The sequence below is a fragment of the Nitrospira marina genome (assembly GCF_059568365.1).
The window spans coordinates 4,164,914-4,180,250 of sequence record NZ_JCANTH010000001.1; the positions used below are offsets into that span (position 1 = coordinate 4,164,914).

Here is a 15,337-nt window from a genome sequence, read left to right on the forward strand (position 1 = left end):
AGAAAGGCTGTCTTCTTACCCTCCCCAACCCCGGCAAGCCAAGACGTGCCTCTCCGCGGGCAAAGCCGCAAGCAGCGAGGAGGGTGAGGCGTACCGGGGAGTTACGTTGAGCCCTTGGAGTAATGAGAACGCCGCTGGTGGACTTTTTCAACAGTCCAATTCAGTACCCTTCCCGCTTCAGGCACCCATAGCTTAACTCCACATTGTCCCGCAGACACGTCCTTCTCAGCAGCTGATGATGCCCAGGCGAATCGGTGACGGCAACAAGGCTCAGGTGTCGGCAGAGCTGAATACTATAGACCAGAGCTGCAGATGTTTTTATCAATCCAAATCCATACTCAAATGTCAGATTCTCCTGTTCAGACAACCGCCTTCGGCTCATAACCTGAAGAGTTTCAACGGAATAGGACACCAACTCCCTTTCTGCCTTCTGGAATGCCACCAATAGCGCAGAATCTTTCGGGACGGAACTTCGCCCTTGGCTATCCTGGGAGAATGCCACTAACCCCCGCTGAAACCGTCGATCATCCTTCAAGGCCTCATGAAAGATCGATCGCCAAAGAGGATCGGCGAGATCATGATTGACCGCCGTAACCATCGTCGGACTCAGCGGCCCACTAACATCATGCCCTTGGATGATTCTACCGGTCTCAAGGAAATCAGGATAATAATCTCCCATACGGTCTGGAAACCCTGTTGCCCCCATGAATGGGGTTAATTGCAAGGCCATAAAATCCAGAAAATGGACATGTGAATAGTTCTCCAAAAGCTGATGGAGCGTCTGTTCGTGACACAAATGAAAGGGGTAATACAATGCATCCATGGAGGGAGAGCCTGGCAAATTTGTTTCAGGGAGTGTGGAATAAGTTGAAACCGGTCCTGGTAACGAGTGTGGTAGTAGGGAAAACAATCTCGTTGCGACCCGTGTTGTGAGAAAGGCTCCTAGCAGGCGGTTGAAAAAGCAAAATTCTTCTGAGGCTTATCGGGATAAAAAATTTCAGATCTTCCATGAGAAGGCAGGATGTTCAAACAGGCCCGTCCAGTCCTGCCCTGAGGCCTCTCGAAGGGAACGCCGCAGCCGCGTGGACGGGCGAGGAGCGTAGAAAAAGGACGTGAGCACGGCCTAGGCGGGAACCTGCCTGCGCGAAGCCGCTCCGGCGAGGCAGGGAACGCCGCTGGCGAACTTTTTCAACACCCTGCCAGCGCTCAAGACATGCCTTTCTTCCACCCTCTTCCAACGGTGAAAAACATCTTACCGGAATTGGGCGCAGCGTTGGACCTTAATACGGGAGGTACATGATTGCCCGTAAAAGCCCTATGACAATCCCTCTGTCTTGTTAGACCTATCTCAACGTGAGCATATCACCCGCCCACATGGGCCTGAAGAATTTTAGAACCGGCAATCATCGGATCAGCCGGAGCCAGCTCCAAGGCCTTTTTGAAATGGTTCGTCGCGTCGGCATGGTTTCCCAACTTATCCAATGCGAGCGCAAGATTGTAATGCGCTTCCGGAAGGTCAGCATTCGCGGCTATGGCTTTCGTAAAATGTTCTTGGGCCACATCCCAATGCCCCTGTTGAAAATGATTGACCCCTTCTTCATTTTCTGCTGCACCGGCAACTCCGGCAGTTGCCATCAGGGCACCTTCCACCTGTGGCGTTTCCGCCATGCCCGGAGCTTCGGCCGGCGACATTGGCGTACTTTCCGCTTTGGGTTCCGGTTTTGTTTCTTTTCCGTATTCGCCGGAATCGCATCCACTCCAAACCAACATCATGAGGAACAGTAATCCGAGACCGAAAGATCGCTGATTCATCGTATCCTCCTTATGAAATAGTGAGCGGCCCTTCCGCAGACCGCGAAATACTCCTCAGAAAGTAATACATTCACGATTTGGATTGAACAATGTCAATAGCGGCCCTATTGTTCACCCTCATGGTCGTCATGGCCCGAACGCCCATGCACCAACACCAATACGGTTTACGCAAAGACGTTTTCCAAAAACATTCCTCCAATGTCGGCGAACATTTCCCCCTACGATCAGGACAAGTCTTTTCTTTTTCAGACAAACAGTCACGCCATTACAAGGTTTTGTTATTCCTTATCGGATTCTCTAAAAGGCCGGCCTGAAGGGAAAGGGATGTGGGCATGGCTTCTTCAGGTCAATTACGCTGATTGGGCGCCCTGTGTTTCTCATTATTTCCGCTTTCATTCTCGTTCCTACCTTGATCTTTTGTACCGAACAATCTCCCTCTCCTTTTCTGCATTTCCCCCGAATATTATCCTCCTACTTGACTCCGGGAATTTTGAAATTATTTTATAAGTAACATCGATGCATGTTTGACCTTCGAAGGTATCCCGACGAATTAACAAGCATTTGGAAGAATGGAGTACGAGAAGTTCAAAGAGGAGGGGTAAACTATGGTCATTCGAAGATTAGAAAATTGGCCGTTTGATGGTATTTCTGGTGGAGTTTCAGAGCTGGACCGGCTTCGACGAGATCTCGGGCATTTGTTTAATGGACTATCCAGGGTGAATGGGTGGGATTCTCCAGCAGGGGTCTATCCGCTTATGAATGTGTCACAGGATAGCGAAAATGTTTATGTTCGCGCGGAAGTTCCAGGCATGACGCTCGATCAACTGGAGGTGTCGGTCACAGGCCGAAATCTTACTGTCACAGGTGAGCGGGCGATTCCGGATGAGCAATCTAATGTGCGATATCATCGTCGAGAACGGGAAGCCGGGAAAATCCGGCGACAGTTAACATTACCCACGGATGTGGACAGTGAGCGAGTGCAAGCAAAATATCAACACGGTATTTTAATGGTGGTCTTGCCTAAAGCCGAAAAGGCTAAACCGAAAAAAATCGCCATTACAGGGTAAAGATTGAAACAGAGGCGAGTGATGGGGAAGACCTCATTCAATACAAAGGAGGATGAACACATGACAACACAGACGCAGGACATTCAGGTACGGGATAAGCGGGAAGTCAAATCGGATGCGGAACAAACGATCCCTGGTCGGGTGTTTTCACCCAATGTTGACATATTTGAAGACGATCAGGCCCTGACAATTGTGGCGGATATGCCCGGGGTCCCATCCGAAAATGTCTCAATTGATCTGCGTAACGATGTGCTTTCCTTGAGCGGTGTTCCGTCAGTTTCTGTTCCCGAGAAAGAGGAGCATGTTTTACGCGAGTATGAGACCGGAAAATATTTCCGACAATTTACTCTTTCTGAAGTGATTGATCAGGAACATATTGAAGCCAAACTGAATAATGGAGTATTGCGAGTAACGTTGCCAAAGGTGGGGCCTGCCAAACCTCGCAAGATTCAAATCACAGAAGGGTAATCAGATCTTAACATTCGAGGGGGAGCCGTTGGAGTAAGGCGGCTCCCTTTTTTTTGCGTGGGTGATCGCTCACCGGGGATGAACGATTTTGAGCCTTTTGATAGGCTGACAGGAAGTCCGCCTCAGGACAGAAGTCTCTGCCAGAAAGCTGAAGCCCATGGGTACTCCACTGGAGAACCTATTTGGCCCAAGTCCATCAATATGGTCATCTTGAGTTAGTAATGTGAGAGCGTAAGTCCGCTTTGTCCCATTCCATCGTGAGCGACAATATAGACGGCATCTCCATCGTAGACTTTAGTTTCTTCACTGGCAATTCGTTTATTCACGGTCACCATGACTTTTTTTTCTTTTAACAACTGAAAGATTTCCCGAAGGGGTTTGCCTTGTTTCCTGATCAGTTGCTTAACGGTGACGGAGTCAGCAATCTCGCATCCAAGGGCTCGCTCCCCATCAACAGTTTGCAAATCACCCATTAACGTAATCGTAACCATAATATCCTTCTGTTCATCATAAATATTTCTCCAAGTATCTTCATGAAAGCCCGGAAACCTTTCATTCGGTGGTTGATCTGATGAGCCCTATGGCACGGTTGCAATAATTCGAGCCGGTCCTCCTGTGCCTCCTTGAATCTTCATGGGGAGGGCCGTCATTCGAGCTCCTCTGGGTGGTAAGAGTTCGAGATGCGCCACATTCTCCAGCGCATAGCGATTCGCTCCACCCAGAATTTGATGAACTGGAAAATCTTGTGACTGACCGGCATCAATACTGGCTGTATCTATCCCAATTCCTAAAATATCTCTTTTCGTAAGAAGAAATGTTATGGCCTTGGCAGAAAACCCGGGGAAATGGAGCGTAGTCGGATCCTCCGGAGTGGAGCTACCAAGATATCGGACCTTGTCCGGCCAATACTGTCCAAACCCGGTAAAGAGTAACACGATGGCTTTGGGAGGGATTGGACCGTACGAGATTTCCCATTGGGCAATATCGTCAACCTGTAAAGTATAATCCGGATTGGACTCCACCTGTGCTCGAATATCCAGCACGATCGCGTCACCTGTTAACTGGTCGACGGGGATTTCATCCAGACTCCATCCTGATTCTGCAAAATGAATAGGGGCATCGAGATGGGTGCCACCATGCTCTGAAGCTGAGAAGACTGCCGATGCATACCAATACCCCTGCTTGCTGGGACCCCAATTCGTTTTCTTCCAGTGAAAGGACTCATTCGTTGGCCAATACACAGTATGCTCATCAAAGGGATAGGTCAGATCGACGATTGTTCCCGTAAGGGATTGGCTCATGGTGCATCCCCCGAATGCGAGAACCATTAGCATGACCCGGATCAACATGGGCTGAGACCTCCGAGGTTCAGAAAAAAGATCAAGGGCAGCATAGGGAAAATCCTAACAAGTTGAGAAAGGGCACAGCAATGGAAGAAAGCCATGTGAATCACCAATCATCATGGGAAAGGGCCGTTTACGGCATATGTGGAATCACAACTGAAAACATGGTACAAAATGCTATCTATCTCGAAAGGCTCATCACACACCATGTATAAAATAATTACAATTCTCATTCTTTTAGTGATCTTATTCTTTATGGTTCGTCGAGCTTTCCGTGAATGGAGTCAGCCCAAACTTGACCCCGCCACCCCAGGAAAAGATGTGATGATTCAAGACCCCGTCTGTAAAGTATACGTAGCTGCGGGCACAGCGATTGTACAGGAGCTCAAGGGAAAGAATTATTATTTCTGTAGCCAGGATTGCGCCAGGCATTTCAAGCCTGAGGATGTCACCTAAAGAAAGACCGGATTCGAAAACTGATGATTGACGATGGAAGGTAGGCGAATTAGGTCAGGGCTCCACCACACGATGAACCGGAACCTGCCGTACATCCCAGGCAATGGGGTCCGACCGCAATTGGTCGGTGTTTCAGTTCCGTCAAATTGAACCGGTCGATCCAGGCTTGAGATTTCGGCTGGACCGGCAGATCCAACATTTGATTGAAATCACAGTCATAGAGGCGCCCGTCCCATCCCACACTCAGCAGAGACCGACACATGAGCCCATCGATAGCCATTGGATTAAAATGATTCAACAAAAGTGTATAGTAATGTTCAAGTTCTCCTGCCTCGTGTAATTCATCCAAGAAACGACTGATCGGCATATTGGTAATGGTATAGAGCCGGTTAAACCGAATCCCAAATCGCTGGCCCAATTCTTCTTTAAAATCCTGTTCGAGTTCGATTTGAGGCGGCGGAAGGACCGGACCCAATGGGTTGTAGACCAGATCCAGCATGAGGCCTGTGCCGTCTGTTCCATATCCCAAGCCATTGAGAGTCTGCAGCCCGGTAATGCTCCGATTAAACACGCCTTTTCCCCGTTGCTGATCGACATTGTCGGCTTCATAACAGGGGAGGGAGGCGACGATGTCCACGTTATGGTCTGCAAGAAATTGAGGAAGATGCGCTTTTCCCTTGACATAGAACACCGTCAAATTACAGCGGTCGATCACCTTCCGGTTTCGTACCCGACATTGCTCAACCAGATATTCAAAATGCGGGTTCATCTCAGGCGCCCCACCGGTAATATCCACCGTCATAATCTGAGGGGTGCGATCGAGCACGTCCAGGATCTGATCGATGGTAGCTTTGCTCATGCTTTCCGTCCGGTGAGGCCCGGCATCGACATGGCAATGGTGACAGGTTTGGTTACAAACCTTCCCGACATTAACCTGAAGCGTGGAAATCGATTGAGCCTTGAGGGGAAGCGAATGATGGATGGCCAGCGCTTTCTCAAACGACGGAATCATCCCGGAAGATTGATTCGGGGCAACCATGGGGAGAGCTGAAGTTTTCATCGTCTTGATGGCCTTAATTCTTCACACACCGACAGGGTGATTTTCCGGATATCCCTAACAACACCCGGTTGATGGTCCACAAATGACGGGTTCGGAGTCCATGCCCTCTCTGGATCGATTAATGATCGCAAAATAGGGTTGATACGAAGTGGTCTGGAGGACGTTGTGTGTTTTAGAGCAAATTTCTACCGGCTCACCGCATTGATACGTATGATGGTCATCGTCACAGACCTCTAAAAACGGTCCGGTCAACACGGCAAATTGTCCTTCCCATAGACAAGGCGCATCTTCGGGAAAGATGGCCTGCATTCGGGAATCTTGAACGGCCAGAGCCACCGGTTTCTCGTCAATAATGAATCGCTCATGATACGGAGCTAATGCCAATAATTCCGCCGTTCGTTCATCGATTTGCTGAGGATGCCCTCGGGTAAAGGTCGTACCCAGCTCATCCAGCACTTGAGAGAATGGCCCGGTGAGGGTTGCAAAGGCCGACGACGGAGTGGTCGATGTGGAGGCCAGTTTATACCCCGTGAGTGTCACAGAGAGGAACTGGATGCCGTCAATCACTCTCCATGGAATACTATTCACCTGATGAAGCCCTTTGAACCCGGCTTCCCGAAGCCCGCCCCAATAGTCTTTAATCGTAAGGGCGCCGGACAAACAATCGCCCCATTTGGCCTTGTCATAGATTAAGTAATTCGGAATGGGTTGGTCAGCAACAATATCGGAAATGGTGAACCGTCCACCAGGTCGAAGCACGCGCAACATTTCCTGGAAGACCTTCCTCTTATCCGGAGCGAGATTAATGACACAATTCGAAATAATGAGATCCACCTGATCGTCTTCAACAGGCATGGCGTCGGCAAATCCCTTTCGAAAGTCCACATTCGGCTCCGGATAACCCAGAGTGCTGGCAACGGTTGGTGCATGCGTACGTGCCAACGCCAACATTTCATCGGTCATATCAATGCCAATGACACGACCTCGGGGCCCGACTTTCCGGGACGCTTCAAAACAGTCGATCCCGCCTCCAGAACCAATGTCCAGGACGACTTCCCCAGGTTGGACAGATGATAGGCCAACCGGAGTTCCGCAGCCATAGGACACCTTTAAGACCGGTTCTGGTATAAATTGTCCCAAATCTTCATGGTTATACCCGGTCGGGCAACACAACTGTTCACCGTTGGTCACCGCTTTAGCGTATCGCCGGCTGACCGCCTGGGTGATAGAATGATTTTCCTCTTTTGTTTCATTGGTCATAGTACCCTCATGGAAATTTGAGAAACCCTGTTAGTTCCTTGCATCCTCTCATAATAAGACATAGGACAAGGAATCACTTCAAGATAACACTGTCTGGACATGCCTGGAAATGTTACACATTTTACCCATAAAAGAGAACAGAGAGATGAAGTCAAGAAACCCAATTGTGAAAAAACCCGCTCTCCCTTGAGAAGAGCAAATCAGATGAGAGAGAATAGCGGAAGGCCAGGCTCTTCCCTTCATCTCTGATTCGGTTCAAGAAGGAGGAAGACACTCCTGCATTTACACATCATTCAAACAAATTTTCCAGGTATCGACGTTGCCTTCCTGAAAGATCAGGAAGAAATATGCTCGAAAAATCTGTGAAATAGCGAAAACGGAAATTTACTCCATGGCCCTTGTTCCCTGCCCTGAATGTCACAAAGAGGTCTCGACCGAAGCTCGAGCCTGTCCTCAATGCGCCTTCCCTTCTCCCGGGAAGCACGCATTAGAAGAGGAACGGGCATCCGGACTACACACCTGTCCACAATGTCATGGTCTGGTCTCGCCGGATGCCCGCACATGCCCATATTGCCGGGTGTCGTTAGCAGGAGGACACCCACAGCAGGAGGATAACGGCGAATCAATCCAGGAAACGCTGGTGTGTCCCCATTGTCGAGCATCCTATATCCATACCAGGAAAGTTCCCCAACCTGCGAAGCCAGAGACAACGTCACCAGGGAAGATGCCCTCAGTCGCCCCAGTGAAAAGGGGAGCCACAAAAGCCTCACGAGCCAGCCAAGTGGAACCTCTCCGGAAAACCACAGCACTCCTGGGGCCACGACGACCCTCCGCATTGTGGCAAGACCCGTCGGGGTCCCAAAAAGTTCCTCCCCCCCGTTATCCCCGTAGCAAAAAAAATTCGATCCTCATCGGTCTGATTCTCTTAGTGATTGTGACCATATCCGTAGTGTTCGGAGCTATTTGGCAACTCAATGGGCTCAATCCCCTAGAAACCATCCTCTCCTGGCGAATGTAAGTCCACCAAATTTCCCTTTTCCTAATACCCCATCAAGCTGTGCTCATCCTCAGCGCACATTCCCCCCTGTTAAGGAGGTTATGTGGAACTGCGGAAAAAGAGATTGTGCCTGTCAATCGGAGAAGGAGGGTGGAACGCGCAAATATCCGGTCCGGCGATTATCCGCCAGGAAGTAGGGACGCGGCGGCGGTGGGTCCTGCGATATTGGAGAACATAAGGGAGGCACTAACGGCCCAGTCGATAAACGGTCCTGGGTACACACCCAACAACACGGTTCCGGCAATCCCGACGTACACCGCAACTTTGATCGGCATGGATGCAAGAATTGGCGAAGAATCGGTGGGTTCGTTGATGTACATCTTTTTAACGACAATTAAATAGTAGTACATGGAGATGACGATATTGATGAGTCCGACAATCAGAAGGGTGTATAGCTCCTCTTTCATGGCAGCAATAAATAAATAGATTTTCCCGATAAATCCCGCAAGCGGAGGGACTCCAGCCAGCGACAACAGGAAGAGCAACATGGACGCCGCCAAAAACGGGGAACGTCGATTCAGACCATTATAATCTTCAATTTCGTCGCTTTTCATGACCCGACTCACGGCAATGATGACTGCGAAAGCTCCCAAATTCGCAAAAAGATACGTCAGGAGAAAAAACATGATCGCATCGCTGCCTTGTTTCGTTCCTGCGGCTAATCCGATCATGATATTTCCAATTTGCGCAATACCGGAATAGGCCAACAGCCGTTTAATATTCTTTTGAGCAATGGCCACGATATTGCCGTAGGTCATCGAGAAAATGGATGCGACGACAAATAACAACACCCACATCGGCTTGAATGAAGCCAGGGACACGTAAAACATCCGGATAAGGATAGCCAATGCTGCGGCCTTCGGGGCAATGGAGAGGAAGGCCGTCACAGGTGTCGGCGCGCCTTGGTAGGTGTCAGGAATCCAGGCGTGAAAAGGGACGGCTCCGATCTTGAATCCCAGGGCGGCAAAAATCAAAATGTAGCCAATCGCCAATCCATAACTTCCAGGGGTGCCGGTCATTTCAGAGAATATTAAGGTCCCGGTTTCGCCATAGACCAAACTGATGCCATAAGCTAATAGGCCAGCCGCAAATACTCCTAAAATAAAAAACTTGAGGCCGGCTTCCGATGAGCGCTGGTCATCTCTGAGATAGGCGACCAGCACATAAAAACCAAATGTTGAAAATTCCAGGGTGACAAAGACAGAGAGAAGGTCATTCGACGAAGCCATGAACATCATGCCGAGGGCCGACATGACGACCATGACATAATACTCGCCACGGAAGAACCGGAAATCCTGCACATAATCAATCGACATAAACAGAACAAGGGCGGTGGCGCCCACAATGATGAGCTTAAAGAAAATAGCCATCCGATCCAGCACGAACATGTTTTTAAACAAGGCCCCTGTGGTCCCGGCTTGGTCAAATCCCAATAGGATCAGACCGGTGACCGCTAACCCCGCAATACTCAGGTAGGCCAATTGTTGGTGCGTCATTCGCTTCAGCGAAAAGTCCAGTGACAGAAGGAGACACAGCCAGAGTGTGAGAAAAATCTCAGGCAGAAGCAGGAGAAGATCAGCGACGGAAAGGTCAAGTTGAAAGATCATTGCGAAATAATCAGAAAGTCCTCAGAAGGTTCAATTGTGAATCGTTTACGGTAAAAGGCCCTGAGTGTTTTGAGTAATGAGTGGGGCCACCTGGTTAATCCGGTCTACCATAGGCTCCACAGTCGACCGTACCACTTCGTAAAAATGCCCGGGGAAAATCCCAAGAGTAATGCTACAGACTATTAAAAGAAGTAATGGCATGCGATCCACCCAATGTCGGGCATCGGTGGCATGGGCGTATTCCGGATCTAATCTCCCGTAAAACAACCCCCGCATCATTTTGAACATATACGCAAGGGTCAGAACGATGCCGAGCACCGCCACGACGACTTGAAAGGGATATGCCTCCCAACTCCCCACAATAATCATCACTTCAGCAATGAAATTGATCGTCCCCGGCATGCCGATTGATGCCATACAGGCGACAATAAAGGCCCCGGCAATAAACGGCATCTTTTCAACAAGTCCTCCCAAGGATGGAATGTCTCGTGAATGGGTTTGGTCATACACCCAGCCAGCCATGGCAAACAACATGCTGGTTGCCAGAGCATGGGCAAACATATAAATAACGGCGCCGGAGAGACTGATATAGCTCAAAGCGGCCATGCCCAGGAATATATAGCCCATATGGCTGGAGCTGGAATAACCAATGACATATTTGGTGTCTTTGGCGAAATAGGACACCAGTCCCCCATAGACGATGGAAAAAACGCAGAGAACAGCCGCTACCCACATCCACTCCCGGGTAGAGTCAGGCAGAATCTCAAAGGCCACGCGTATAATGGAAAAATGCCCAAGCTTCATTAACACACCGGCATGCAGCATGCTGGTAGCTGCCGGGGCAGCGGCATGGCCGACGGGTGACCAGGAATGCAAAGGCCATATCGGGGCGATAGAGGCGAACCCAAAAAAGATTAGAAACCAAATTAACGTAGCGACCGTATCCGAAAAATGAGCCTGTTCACGCAACACCACAATGTCAAAGGTGTGCAGACCGGAAAGATGGTAAATGAGGAGGATCCCCATCAGGGCCACCACCGCCCCCGCAGACAGGAACAGGGTCAGCTTCATGGCTGCGTATTCTTTACTGTTGGATCCGAAGTTAAATATGAATCCGATGGAATCCCGAAGCTTTCGCTCTTCGGGGTTGGTCATGGAGAGATACCCTTTGGTATGACTTCCCCACACGCCCAGTAATAAGTACATGGGCAACACCGACATTTCATAAAAGAAATAGAGGAAAAAGAGATCCAGCGACATGAAGACCCCAATGGTCGCGGCAGCCAGGATCAGGAGGAACATATAGAACTCCTTGGTCCGATCCTTGATGTGCCACGAAACAAAAATGCCCGCAAATAACAGGATTGCGGAGGCAAAGACCAATGGGCCGCCGATGCCATCCACCCCGAGGTAAAAGGCAATGCCTAATTCTTCAGACCAGACATACCGCTGGACAAATTGAAATCCGCCTTTCGCCGTATCGTATGCAAGAAAAATATAGAAAGAGGCCAGGAGGGAAATACCCGCAGAAATAGCCGCCGTCATTCGCACCAGGAGCGCTTCCTCCCTGGGGACGAACATTAAAGCGATCGCGCCAAAAAATGGCGCAAACAGAATAATGAGTAGGGAATATTCACCCATAGTCGTTAATTCCTGGTGACTTTAGTGGAAAGCAGGGAGTCATGCTGTTGAGCAGTCGCCATTCCTGGATGCAACCGGTCAACGACCTCCTGCACGGATCCATTGACCATCCGCAAGAACGGGGAAGGATAAATGCCGATCCAAAAAATCATGACCGACAATGCCACCCCGATTGCCCATTCACGGCTATTTAAATCTTTAATGGCTGCCGGCACACTGTCTTTCAATGGTCCAAAGATGGACCGCTCATAAAACCACAAAAAGTATGCTGCACCAAAAATGATCCCGGTGACCGCAATGGCTCCATATAGCCACCAGACTTGAAACACGCCCAATAAAATGAGGAATTCCCCGATAAAACCGTTGGTTCCTGGCAAACCAATGGAGGCCATTCCAATGATTAGCATAAACGTAGCAAGAAGCGGCATTTTTTTCGCCAACCCACTGTATCGTCGTACGTCATTATGGCCCAGACGTTCATAAATGAATCCGGCCAGGAAAAATAAACCCGCAGTACTGAATCCCAAATTAATCATGGTTATCAGGCTGCCTTGTATTCCTTGGAAATTCAGCGCAAACATGCCCACAACCACAAAACCTAAATGGCTAATACTGCTAAACACGAGCAGACGCCGGAAGTCAGGCTGGATGATGGCGACAATCGCCCCATACACAATAGCGGCCAGACCCAGGGTCATGAGAATAGCGACCACCGTGGCGTGCTGAGAGGCATCGGGGAGCAAAGGGAACGAAAAACGAAGAAAACCATATGTACCTAACTTGATCCCGGCCAGCATGACAGACATGGGGATCGGCCCTTGAACCAAGGCATCGGGCAGCCAGGAATGAAATGGAAATATGGGCGCTTTAAAGGCCAGCCCCAAAAATACCAACCAAAAAATCAGCAGTTGCTGACTAAGAGGAATCTGAACAGCAAGCAAGTCGAGTAAGTCAAAGCTATACACCTGTTTCGCTTCAAAATAGTTCAAGCTCAGGAGGCAAAAGCCTACAAGCATGAACACGCTCCCCAGGAGAGTATAGAGGACGTACTTCAACGCGGCATAATGGCGTTGTTCTCCAGGGCCCCAGAGTTTAATCAGGAAATAACTGGGGATGAGCATGAGTTCCCAAAACACAAAAAAGAGGATCAAATCAATGGAGACGAAAATCCCCATCATCGTCGCTTCCATACCCAGCAGGCACATATAAAACGCTTTGGGACGAGCATGAACCGTATCCCAAGCGTAGAGAACCAGAAGCAGGATGAGGAAAGCGTTCAGGCCCACGAACAGAACGCTGATTCCGTCCACCGCCAGGTGATAACTAATCCCTAAGAAAGGAATCCATTCATGACGTTCGGCGAACTGCATGGCCGCTGTCTCTGGGACAAATCGCCATAGCATCAGCGACGCCACAAGCATTTCCAGACTCGCAATCCCTAGCACACACTTCCGGATCAGGTCTTGATCCTTCAAAGCCCAAATAACCATCGCCCCGAGAAACGGAAAGAACGTCAGGAAGGTCAGAATGGGGAACCCAAATTGTAATTCTTCTTGCATGATAGTCAGTTACCGAATGGACATGCCGGCGGCGGAAGATCCAATAAACCACACCAGGGCCAGATGAATGAGCAGCGCCAGCCCAATGACAATAATGGCGGCATAATGATGGACCATGCCACTTTGTATTTTTCGCCACGACCACGAGAGAAGATGATTGGAATAACCCACCACATTCAATCCTGCGTAGATCACATATTTTTCAACCCAAGTAATCGCACCAGCGCTGGCATCCGTGCCTCGCCCGATCCCCACGACGAAGCGGTCAAGAACCTGTCGATCAAACCAATCCCATAGCAAACCCAATTTCTTGAAGGGTTCCACAATTAGGACGTCATACATCTCATCGACGTAATATTTATTCAGAATCGTGGTGTAGACTCTCGGAGATTTTGCGGCCCATTCGTCGGCCATCTGAGGACGCATGGCATACATATAATGCGCTAACCCCCATCCACCCAAAGCGATCGCTATGGCCACACCCATGAGACCCAACAACATACCCCACCCCACTTCATGGGCCTCAGCACCTAATGGAGTCGCCACATCATGTAAAAATCCATGGAACCAGCCATGCTCCGGGGGTACACCAAGAAATCCTCCGAAAAGGGCCAACCCGGCCAAAATCACGAGCGGAATGGTCATCACCGAAGGTGACTCATGAATGTGGTGGGCCACATGTGGATCGACTCGAGATGACCCATAGAACGTAAGATACGTGAGCCTGAACATATAAAAGCTGGTCAAGAACGCTCCAACAGCGGCCAGAAGATACAAGTGATAATAGCCATGGACGAAGGCATGAGCCATAATTTCATCTTTACTCCAAAAGCCTGCCAAAGGAGGAATACCCGCAATGGCGAGAGTTCCGATCAGAAACACCCGATAGGTCGTCGGAATCTTGTCATGCAGCCCGCCCATCTTCCGAATGTCCTGCTCCCCACCCAATGCATGAATCACCGAACCGGCCGACAAGAATAGAAGTGCTTTGAAAAATGCATGGGTCATCAGGTGAAAGATTGCGGCAGTATAGGCGCCTACCCCACAGGCCAGGAACATATAGCCCAACTGGCTGACGGTTGAATAGGCCAACACTCGTTTAATATCGTTTTGAACAAGTCCAATCGTGGCGGCAAACAGTGCCGTGACGCCTCCAACGATGCCCACGGTAGCCAAAGCCATCGGCGCCATATCAAATATCACATGGTTTCTCACCACCATATAGACTCCGGCGGTGACCATGGTGGCCGCATGGATAAGCGCACTCACCGGAGTTGGGCCTTCCATCGCATCGGGCAACCAGGTGTACAAGGGTAATTGCGCCGACTTGCCGATCGCGCCGACTAACAAACAAAGCGAGATGGCGGTGGCCATTTCAGTTGAAAGGGTCGAGGCTTGGGCCATCACGGCCGTGTAATCAAGTGTGCCGAAATGGGAAAAGATCAGGAATATCGCCAGCAAAAATCCGGCGTCGCCAATCCGGTTCACGACAAAGGCTTTGGTCGCGGCCTTCCCCGCCGAGACTTTTTCATAGTAGTAGCCAATCAACAGGTAGGAACAGAGGCCCACGCCCTCCCACCCAATGAACAACACGACATAATTGTTTCCCATGACGAGCAGCAGCATGGAAACCATGAAAAGGTTCATATAGGTGAAGAAGCGGGTAAACCCTTCTTCACCATGCATATAGCCCACGGAATAGACATGGATGAGGAACCCCACACCGGTCACCACTAACAGCATGATGACACTCAGCGGGTCGATGAGGAAGGCAAGATTGATGGAGAGATCGCCTCCGAAAATCCAGGAGTAGGCGATGACTTCACGCGGTGTAGGATCTCCGAGAATCGAAACGAAAACACCGAGCACACATAGAAATGACAATCCGACCGAGCCAAAAGCCAGGCGCCCTGCCATCTCATGTGAATAGCGAGAGCCCAACAGCCCGTTGACCAACACGGCCAGCAGAGGAAAAAGAGGAATCAGGAGAACGAGCAGATCGAACAC

At 49.8% G+C, this 15,337-nt stretch carries 14 protein-coding genes; 4 read left to right on the top strand and 10 right to left on the bottom strand.

The annotated features are described in order from the left end of the window. Nucleotides 1-160 precede the first annotated feature (160 nt). Together LX98_RS17960 and LX98_RS17965 are read right to left on the bottom strand one after the other, a co-directional pair. Entirely contained in the window at nt 161-823 is a 663-nt protein-coding gene (locus LX98_RS17960) for a hypothetical protein (protein ID WP_496430162.1), read from the bottom strand. A 539-nt stretch (nt 824-1,362) separates the two neighbouring features. Beyond that, the gene (locus tag LX98_RS17965; protein WP_496430163.1) at nt 1,363-1,812 is read right to left on the bottom strand and encodes a tetratricopeptide repeat protein; all 450 of its coding nucleotides are present in this window, start codon (nt 1,810-1,812) and stop codon (nt 1,363-1,365) included. Nucleotides 1,813-2,417: 605 nt separating this feature from the next. Between LX98_RS17965 and LX98_RS17970 the strand changes: the two genes are divergently transcribed. Both LX98_RS17970 and LX98_RS17975 read left to right on the top strand, forming a co-directional pair. Further along, nucleotides 2,418-2,879 carry an Hsp20 family protein gene (locus LX98_RS17970; protein WP_496430164.1) on the top strand — a complete coding sequence of 154 codons (462 nt, stop codon included), beginning with the start codon at nt 2,418-2,420 and terminating at the stop codon, nt 2,877-2,879. Nucleotides 2,880-2,939: 60 nt separating this feature from the next. Continuing rightward, a complete protein-coding gene (locus LX98_RS17975) occupies nt 2,940-3,347 on the top strand; it encodes an Hsp20/alpha crystallin family protein (RefSeq protein ID WP_312645926.1) in 408 nt (135 codons plus the stop codon). A gap of 215 nt (nt 3,348-3,562) precedes the next feature. Here the strand turns inward: LX98_RS17975 and LX98_RS17980 are convergent, their stop codons facing one another. Beyond that, nucleotides 3,563-3,838 (bottom strand): MoaD/ThiS family protein, encoded by a 276-nt coding sequence (locus tag LX98_RS17980; RefSeq protein WP_312645925.1) that lies wholly within the window; start codon nt 3,836-3,838, stop codon nt 3,563-3,565. An 87-nt stretch (nt 3,839-3,925) separates the two neighbouring features. Then, nucleotides 3,926-4,648, bottom strand: a complete 723-nt coding sequence (locus LX98_RS17985; protein ID WP_496430165.1) for a cyclase family protein — start codon at nt 4,646-4,648, stop codon at nt 3,926-3,928. 249 nt (nt 4,649-4,897) lie between these two features. Here LX98_RS17985 and LX98_RS17990 point away from each other — a divergent pair, with 249 nt between their 5' ends. Beyond that, nucleotides 4,898-5,146, top strand: a complete 249-nt coding sequence (locus LX98_RS17990) for a YHS domain-containing protein (RefSeq protein ID WP_442432862.1) — start codon at nt 4,898-4,900, stop codon at nt 5,144-5,146. 49 nt (nt 5,147-5,195) lie between these two features. On the opposite strand, the gene arsS is transcribed toward LX98_RS17990, so the two are convergent. Then, the gene (gene arsS, locus LX98_RS17995) at nt 5,196-6,206 is read right to left on the bottom strand and encodes an arsenosugar biosynthesis radical SAM (seleno)protein ArsS (protein WP_496430166.1); all 1,011 of its coding nucleotides are present in this window, start codon (nt 6,204-6,206) and stop codon (nt 5,196-5,198) included. Between the two features lie 54 nt (nt 6,207-6,260). Further along, nucleotides 6,261-7,466: a methyltransferase domain-containing protein gene (locus LX98_RS18000; RefSeq protein WP_496430167.1), complete on the bottom strand. Its 1,206-nt coding sequence runs from the start codon at nt 7,464-7,466 to the stop codon at nt 6,261-6,263. 391 nt (nt 7,467-7,857) lie between these two features. On the opposite strand from LX98_RS18000, the gene LX98_RS18005 reads away from it, so the two are divergent. Beyond that, nucleotides 7,858-8,484: a zinc ribbon domain-containing protein gene (locus LX98_RS18005; protein ID WP_496430168.1), complete on the top strand. Its 627-nt coding sequence runs from the start codon at nt 7,858-7,860 to the stop codon at nt 8,482-8,484. Between the two features lie 158 nt (nt 8,485-8,642). Here the strand turns inward: LX98_RS18005 and LX98_RS18010 are convergent, their stop codons facing one another. Genes LX98_RS18010 through nuoL form a run of 4 tightly spaced genes read right to left on the bottom strand, consistent with a single transcriptional unit; the run spans nt 8,643 to nt 15,337 of the window. Beyond that, nucleotides 8,643-10,130 (bottom strand): NADH-quinone oxidoreductase subunit NuoN, encoded by a 1,488-nt coding sequence (locus LX98_RS18010; protein WP_496430169.1) that lies wholly within the window; start codon nt 10,128-10,130, stop codon nt 8,643-8,645. A gap of 45 nt (nt 10,131-10,175) precedes the next feature. Next, entirely contained in the window at nt 10,176-11,771 is a 1,596-nt protein-coding gene (locus LX98_RS18015) for an NADH-quinone oxidoreductase subunit M (protein ID WP_496430170.1), read from the bottom strand. Nucleotides 11,772-11,776: 5 nt separating this feature from the next. Further along, the gene (locus LX98_RS18020; protein WP_496430171.1) at nt 11,777-13,330 is read right to left on the bottom strand and encodes an NADH-quinone oxidoreductase subunit M; all 1,554 of its coding nucleotides are present in this window, start codon (nt 13,328-13,330) and stop codon (nt 11,777-11,779) included. Between the two features lie 9 nt (nt 13,331-13,339). Next, a complete protein-coding gene (gene nuoL / locus LX98_RS18025; protein ID WP_496430172.1) occupies nt 13,340-15,337 on the bottom strand; it encodes an NADH-quinone oxidoreductase subunit L in 1,998 nt (665 codons plus the stop codon).

Coding starts and splice junctions, on each gene's coding strand:
- LX98_RS17970 (WP_496430164.1), top strand. CDS start 2,418: ATGGTCATTCGAAGATTAGAAAATTGGCCGTTTGATGGTATTTCTGGT.
- LX98_RS18020 (WP_496430171.1), bottom strand. CDS start 13,330: ATGCAAGAAGAATTACAATTTGGGTTCCCCATTCTGACCTTCCTGACG.
- LX98_RS17985 (WP_496430165.1), bottom strand. CDS start 4,648: ATGAGCCAATCCCTTACGGGAACAATCGTCGATCTGACCTATCCCTTT.
- LX98_RS17980 (WP_312645925.1), bottom strand. CDS start 3,838: ATGGTTACGATTACGTTAATGGGTGATTTGCAAACTGTTGATGGGGAG.
- LX98_RS18000 (WP_496430167.1), bottom strand. CDS start 7,466: ATGACCAATGAAACAAAAGAGGAAAATCATTCTATCACCCAGGCGGTC.
- LX98_RS18010 (WP_496430169.1), bottom strand. CDS start 10,130: ATGATCTTTCAACTTGACCTTTCCGTCGCTGATCTTCTCCTGCTTCTG.
- LX98_RS18015 (WP_496430170.1), bottom strand. CDS start 11,771: ATGGGTGAATATTCCCTACTCATTATTCTGTTTGCGCCATTTTTTGGC.
- LX98_RS18005 (WP_496430168.1), top strand. CDS start 7,858: ATGGCCCTTGTTCCCTGCCCTGAATGTCACAAAGAGGTCTCGACCGAA.
- LX98_RS17965 (WP_496430163.1), bottom strand. CDS start 1,812: ATGAATCAGCGATCTTTCGGTCTCGGATTACTGTTCCTCATGATGTTG.
- LX98_RS17960 (WP_496430162.1), bottom strand. CDS start 823: ATGGATGCATTGTATTACCCCTTTCATTTGTGTCACGAACAGACGCTC.
- LX98_RS17990 (WP_442432862.1), top strand. CDS start 4,898: ATGTATAAAATAATTACAATTCTCATTCTTTTAGTGATCTTATTCTTT.
- arsS (WP_496430166.1), bottom strand. CDS start 6,206: ATGAAAACTTCAGCTCTCCCCATGGTTGCCCCGAATCAATCTTCCGGG.
- LX98_RS17975 (WP_312645926.1), top strand. CDS start 2,940: ATGACAACACAGACGCAGGACATTCAGGTACGGGATAAGCGGGAAGTC.